Raw genomic sequence first — 5,355 nt, 5'->3', positions numbered from 1 at the left:
TCTTGCTCGTGAATGAGAGGTTGGTTTTCTGATGATGTCGCGTTTTGCTCTGATTGGCTCTCAACAGCATCAACCTCAATTGGCTCTTCAACCAAATCGGTTGTTTCTAAATTTTCAGAACCAATTTCTTTTTTTTCTAAAACGATAGTTTTAGTTTTTTTATTATATATGTTATTGTCTATGTTAATGTGTTTCATCATGATGTCATCATGACCTCGTGATGACGTCATCATGACATCATCATGGTTCTTTGATGAGTTATCTTTATGCTTATTTTTCTTAGTATTTGCAGCTTTTATAGCTTTTTCTGAAAGTTTATTTAGATTCTCATTGCAATTTTTTAATTCTTCTTCAACATCGAGATTCCATAAACGACCATCTTCTAAACGAATGATGTATCCCTCTTCTAGCAAAACATTCAATGCTGTCTCAAATTTCTTTACTGAATAACCAGTGTAATGAGATAAAACTTTAATATTACAAAAAAGAGGTTCACCAGTACGAAGCATGCGAAATCGCAATCTCATATAGATATTACCTTCTACAGGAGGTAAATAATCGACGACCACCGCCCATTTATCGGCAAACAGTCTCGTCCATGGTATTTTACCGGACATGTATATCCCCTTCTTTCATTAAATATAAAATTGCCAAAGCATCTGCTTCGTTGTCATCACAAGGCGCGTGACCTTTTGCACGCATTGCCTTAATCATTTCTTCTTTTGACGCATTCCCTTTGCCTGTCATTGCTTTCTTAATGGTACCAACGGGAATGCCTTCATACGGTATCTGATGATGTTCACACCACGCCGTTAATGTTGCTAGAAAGCCCCCATAAACATGAGAAGCGTCTGTACCCACATGCCGGCGGACCTCTTCAAAATACACTGCATCAATTTCATCAACAGACCTCTTTAGTTCAGTAAGCCATTTCTTAAAGCGCAAGTAACGCATGCCACCGCCTTCAAAACGGCGTGATTGAAAATGTTCTGTATCACTTGTGATAAAACCATCTGCATCACGAAGCGCCCAGCCTGTCTTAGTCCCTAGATCAAGGCAAAGAATTGTATGAGACATCTAAATCACCAGTACCTACTTCTCATTAATCTTGTGCTTTAAACTCTCAATCTCAGCATCTAATTCCTTAAGAATTTTCTTCTTTTTTATGACGGGTTGAGCAGAAGTATACACTATGTAAATAGGCGCAACTAAAAGTATAAAAACCATCATTGCAATAAAAAACACTGCATTTATTGATATGAATAAGTAGAGTACTAATTCACCTAGATTCATGTTCCCACCCCATTCTTGAAGATATGCATTTTCAAATCGTGTAAAATTTTATGTTTTTTCGAAATGATCTCACGGAGTTTATCGTTCTTTTTGTCTAATATTTCCGAGACAACAAAGGAGATTATAAGTAAATCAAAGATCACAAATGCAATACCCAAAGCTATCGCTGTCACACTCATCTTTTTTCCCTCACTTTCTTTTCTTCTTATGAGGCGGCGTTTTTACTGCACCTTCACGCTGCTTAAGCTCTTGTCTTAGTCTTTCAATTTCCTCGTCACGTGATTGAACATCTGCTTTTAGTGCCATCACTACTTCACTTACATCTCTGAATGCCTTTTCATGTTCTTCAGTCCTTTGTTGTAGTTCTTTTATCGCTCTATCGCGTTCTTTAATTGCAATATTCAGATCACTAGTTCTCTTTGCCACGTCCTTTGAAGATGCACTTCTTGACCACGCGTATTCTTCATCAAGAGTTTTTATGCTGCTTTTTAAAGTCAAGACCTGCTCTTTAAGAACTTTGACTTTGTTGCGATAATAAAATACAACACGCAACATCGCTCCGCATACAAGCAAAGCTCCCAAAACTACCAAGCCCGCTATTAAAATCTCATTCGAACTCATTCTGATCTCTATTCTTTGCTTTTAGGGCGGTCATCTCGGCCAATCCGTTTTGCCTCGCATTCCATTAAAAAAAGAATGCAACAAGCCGCATGTGCCAAGTGTGATAAATTACTCTCGCCATCCTTATTCTCTCCACCAAACCATGCTAATAAATGACGTAAAGAAGCTCCATACAAACGGCTCCAATTCATGCCATGACGCCAATTGCTTGCACCGTATTTGTTTTCTCCAAGCTCTAAAACTCTACCGATTTCAATCAGTGTCAACGGTGGAATAAGATCAACACGCGGTTTACCAATGTCATTCTTATGTGCTTTAAAAACCATGATTATCCCCCCCTTAAGGCTCTACGTATTTATATGTTTGCTATGACAGAGCGTTTAGTCATAAATTAAAAAAAATGAACTTACTCAATTCAAAAATACACTGCATGCCTCATCTCGTTACATTTAATGTTTGGACCGATTGTGTTTTTCAAAAATTTTTTGAGAGTTTTCTTTGAAATATTTTGTGTCGCCATGCATCTTTATGGACAATTCTGGTCCTAAAGAATTTTTGGCTATTAAATGGTTGTTTTCATCAAAAGAAAAATTCCAATCAGAATTATTAAAAACGATTGTACAGCCTTCTGGAAAACCTATTTCCTGTATTAAATCTTTCAAAATATAAAAAGTATAATATGATTTTTGCAAAACATTTACATAGCTTTGCTCTTTTTTACGATATAAATAAAAAACTTTACGATAGGCCCACAAACAAAAAACCGTAATTACATTGGTCGTAAAAAGTATAATAATTGCCGCTAAACCATAATCCATCTTTACTTTCTTTCTTCTTAAGAGTGTGAAGGCTGCTGTGGGTGTTTGTTATCAGCTGTAGTAAGTGGCACGCCCACCTCTTCAAGAGAGGGGCGTGGGTATAAATCGACATACCAGTCAACGGGACGAACAATACCATTGGTTGTCTTTTCAATCTTTAAGACAATTTCAGGCTCAGGAAACCGCAAGCCGCGTAAATACCTGTTAATCGTACTCTGTGCTACGCCAACTTGCTTCCCAAATTCGGCTTGAGATAGTTTATTTCGTGTGAGATATGATTTCAATTTTTCCATAATTCAAATAAATACCATAAAAGACTGTTTTAGTCAATAAAAAAATACCTTTATGGACTTTGTTAAATAAGCAGTCTTGGTGTAAGGTTTAGAGCATGCATATAATTAAAAAATTGAGGAAAGATTTGGGACTCACACAGGTGAAATTGGCTGAAAAAGCTGGTACCACGCAACCTCAAATAAAACGGCTTGAAAAAGGTGAGCGAAAATTAACCAAAGAGTGGGCGGAAAAGTTAGCACCACATCTTGGTGTAAAGCCGTTTAATCTTCTTTTCCCAGAAAACGAGGAAATACATCCCATATCTAATGCTATTGGAATGATACCGGTGATAGGAAAAGTTGCTGCTAGCTCGTGGATGTCGGTCGAAGATATGGATTTTGGATTTGATGACATAGAATATGTACCCAGCACCTCGAAATACCCAGCTCACTTTCAATTTGCTTTAAAAATCGAGGGCAACTGCCTTAACAAAATTGCTCGTGATGGTGATCAACTTATTTGCGTAGACATAATAAAAGCCGGCATTAATGTGGAACCTAACGATCTCGTGATAGTTGAACGCAGCCGATTCAATGGTCAAATGATTGAGCGTACAGCTAAACGTATACGTCAAACTATTAGTGGATTTGAACTATGGCCTGAAAGTACTGAACCCAATCATCAAGAACCTATCAAAATAAATGGGGCAACTGATGGAGAGGAGATTCGTGTAGTTGGGAAAGTTCTTTGGATTTTAAGAAAACCCTGAAAACAAAGGAGAAGCGGGAATGGGGACAGTAGACGAGAGCTTAAAAATAATAGCTGATAAAGTCAAAAATCATTCAGATACTATGTTAACTGAAGAAGCGGTCAAAACAGCGGTCGTTTTACCATTTCTGCGCGCACTTGGGTATGATATTTTCGATCCACTTGAAGTCATTCCCGAGTTTACTGCTGATGCCGTTGGTAAAAAAGGTGAAAAAGTTGACTATGCTATCCGTATAGACGGTGAGATACGTATTCTTTTTGAGTGCAAACCGATATCTTGCGAATTGAGTTCAAAGCATTTAAGTCAATTATATCGATACTTTAGTGTAACGAATGCTAAATTCGCGATTTTGACAAATGGTCGATTTTTTCATTTTTACACAGATCTTGATGCTGCAAACAAGCTCGATAATAGGCCATTCCTTACTTTTGATGTAATAGAATACAATACTGTGGTACTTACAGAGCTTAAAAAGTTTGAACGCTCAGCATTTAATATTGAAAATATATTGGTGACAGCCGAGCAGCTCAAATATGTATCTGGAATAAAACAAAACATCCAAAAAGAAATAGAAAATCCGTCCGAAGGTTTTGTTCGTGTTGCTTGTGCGGATGTTTATGAAGGGCGCCTGACTGCTAATGTCTTAGAAATGCTCACAGGTGTTACTAAAAATGCGTTTCGCGAAGTAATATCTGATGCGGTAAAAAGTCGGCTTTCTAGCGCTTTACAAACAACAACTGAAACCGACAAGCAAGATAATATTGCTACATCTATTGGTAATGAACATGCCATAATAACGACCGAAGAGGAAGTTGAAGGCTTCATGATTGTCAAGGCAATTGCGCGTGAAGTTATTTCTGCCGACCGTATTGTTATCAGAGATGCAAAGTCGTACTGCGCCATTTTAATTGACAATAATAACAGAAAGCCGTTGGTTCGACTGCACTTTAACAGAAAACATAAGCAACTAGCCCTTTTCGATACTGATATTGATGAAAAAGTCGGTATTGAAACGCTAGATAATATTTATGATTTTGCAGACAGAATAAGAGAAACAGCAAAAAAATATTTATAAGATATTCTAACAACCTATGTATGCCCCGCTGAAGCGGGGTTTTTTTGTTCGTCCGCAGTTTTTATAAAAAAACTACGGCGTTATCTACCCATCGATTGGCTCTGTCTGCACACTGCCCCAATTTTTCCTGCATATAAATTTCAAATACAGCTAACTGATTTATTTTTTTACGGGATACTAGGAAGTATCATGCCTCTACACTGAACGCTACAATACTCAAACCGATTCGTAATAAATATTAAAGTTCATTTATAAAAAACCATTTTAGCATAAAATGACTTGACCATAATAATCCTTTACGGTATATTCCTCTATAACAACATATCACGAAGAAGCAAAAGCCGATCTGGTGTAGATTAAATTACATTAACACGAACAATCGCCAAGAGGCGTTAGGGAGGAAAAATTATGGATAAGCCAATTCTTATAAATTCCAATGAAATTTTATTAGTTGTCTATGATGATGATCAAAACATTGGTCGGTCGGGACCACTGGATGAAAGCCA

Annotated in this window: 7 protein-coding genes and 1 pseudogene; 2 read left to right on the top strand and 6 right to left on the bottom strand. The window is 37.2% G+C overall.

Features of this window, described 5'->3' with window-relative positions; genetic code table 11:
- The 6 genes and pseudogenes from ACFINZ_RS08820 to ACFINZ_RS08795 form a co-directional block, all read right to left on the bottom strand.
- Positions 1–617: pseudogene (locus ACFINZ_RS08820) on the bottom strand (hypothetical protein); the annotation flags it as partial.
- Complete coding sequence (locus tag ACFINZ_RS08815; RefSeq protein ID WP_375613944.1) at positions 607–1,077, bottom strand: crossover junction endodeoxyribonuclease RuvC; 471 nt, start codon at positions 1,075–1,077, stop codon at positions 607–609. The pseudogene ACFINZ_RS08820 and the gene ACFINZ_RS08815, both read right to left, overlap by 11 nt.
- A gap of 405 nt (positions 1,078–1,482) precedes the next feature.
- A complete protein-coding gene (locus ACFINZ_RS08810; RefSeq protein WP_375633225.1) occupies positions 1,483–1,914 on the bottom strand; it encodes a hypothetical protein in 432 nt (143 codons plus the stop codon).
- Positions 1,915–1,922: 8 nt separating this feature from the next.
- On the bottom strand, positions 1,923–2,240 hold the full coding sequence (locus ACFINZ_RS08805) for a dATP/dGTP diphosphohydrolase domain-containing protein (RefSeq protein WP_375613946.1): 318 nt from the start codon (positions 2,238–2,240) through the stop codon (positions 1,923–1,925).
- 123 nt (positions 2,241–2,363) lie between these two features.
- Positions 2,364–2,732 carry a hypothetical protein gene (locus ACFINZ_RS08800; RefSeq protein WP_375613947.1) on the bottom strand — a complete coding sequence of 123 codons (369 nt, stop codon included), beginning with the start codon at positions 2,730–2,732 and terminating at the stop codon, positions 2,364–2,366.
- A gap of 17 nt (positions 2,733–2,749) precedes the next feature.
- Complete coding sequence (locus ACFINZ_RS08795) at positions 2,750–3,025, bottom strand: helix-turn-helix domain-containing protein (protein ID WP_375633226.1); 276 nt, start codon at positions 3,023–3,025, stop codon at positions 2,750–2,752.
- Positions 3,026–3,120: 95 nt separating this feature from the next.
- Here ACFINZ_RS08795 and ACFINZ_RS08790 point away from each other — a divergent pair, with 95 nt between their 5' ends.
- Positions 3,121–3,774 carry a LexA family transcriptional regulator gene (locus tag ACFINZ_RS08790; RefSeq protein ID WP_004856665.1) on the top strand — a complete coding sequence of 218 codons (654 nt, stop codon included), beginning with the start codon at positions 3,121–3,123 and terminating at the stop codon, positions 3,772–3,774.
- A 19-nt stretch (positions 3,775–3,793) separates the two neighbouring features.
- Positions 3,794–4,849, top strand: coding sequence for a type I restriction endonuclease (locus ACFINZ_RS08785; RefSeq protein ID WP_144755027.1), 1,056 nt, complete (start codon positions 3,794–3,796; stop codon positions 4,847–4,849).
- Positions 4,850–5,355 lie beyond the last annotated feature (506 nt).

Origin of the sequence: Bartonella sp. AA81SXKL (assembly GCF_042196945.1) — a bacterium.
In the GTDB taxonomy this organism is placed as follows: Bacteria; Pseudomonadota; Alphaproteobacteria; order Rhizobiales; family Rhizobiaceae; genus Bartonella.
Note: the sequence above shows the minus strand (reverse complement) of the source record. Positions and strands in the feature narration are given on the sequence as shown.

Bases quoted from the DNA above. Each gene is read 5' to 3' on its own strand.
- ACFINZ_RS08815 (WP_375613944.1), bottom strand. From the start codon at position 1,077: ATGTCTCATACAATTCTTTGCCTTGATCTAGGGACTAAGACAGGCTGG.
- ACFINZ_RS08810 (WP_375633225.1), bottom strand. From the start codon at position 1,914: ATGAGTTCGAATGAGATTTTAATAGCGGGCTTGGTAGTTTTGGGAGCT.
- ACFINZ_RS08805 (WP_375613946.1), bottom strand. From the start codon at position 2,240: ATGGTTTTTAAAGCACATAAGAATGACATTGGTAAACCGCGTGTTGAT.
- ACFINZ_RS08800 (WP_375613947.1), bottom strand. From the start codon at position 2,732: ATGGATTATGGTTTAGCGGCAATTATTATACTTTTTACGACCAATGTA.
- ACFINZ_RS08795 (WP_375633226.1), bottom strand. From the start codon at position 3,025: ATGGAAAAATTGAAATCATATCTCACACGAAATAAACTATCTCAAGCC.
- ACFINZ_RS08790 (WP_004856665.1), top strand. From the start codon at position 3,121: ATGCATATAATTAAAAAATTGAGGAAAGATTTGGGACTCACACAGGTG.
- ACFINZ_RS08785 (WP_144755027.1), top strand. From the start codon at position 3,794: ATGGGGACAGTAGACGAGAGCTTAAAAATAATAGCTGATAAAGTCAAA.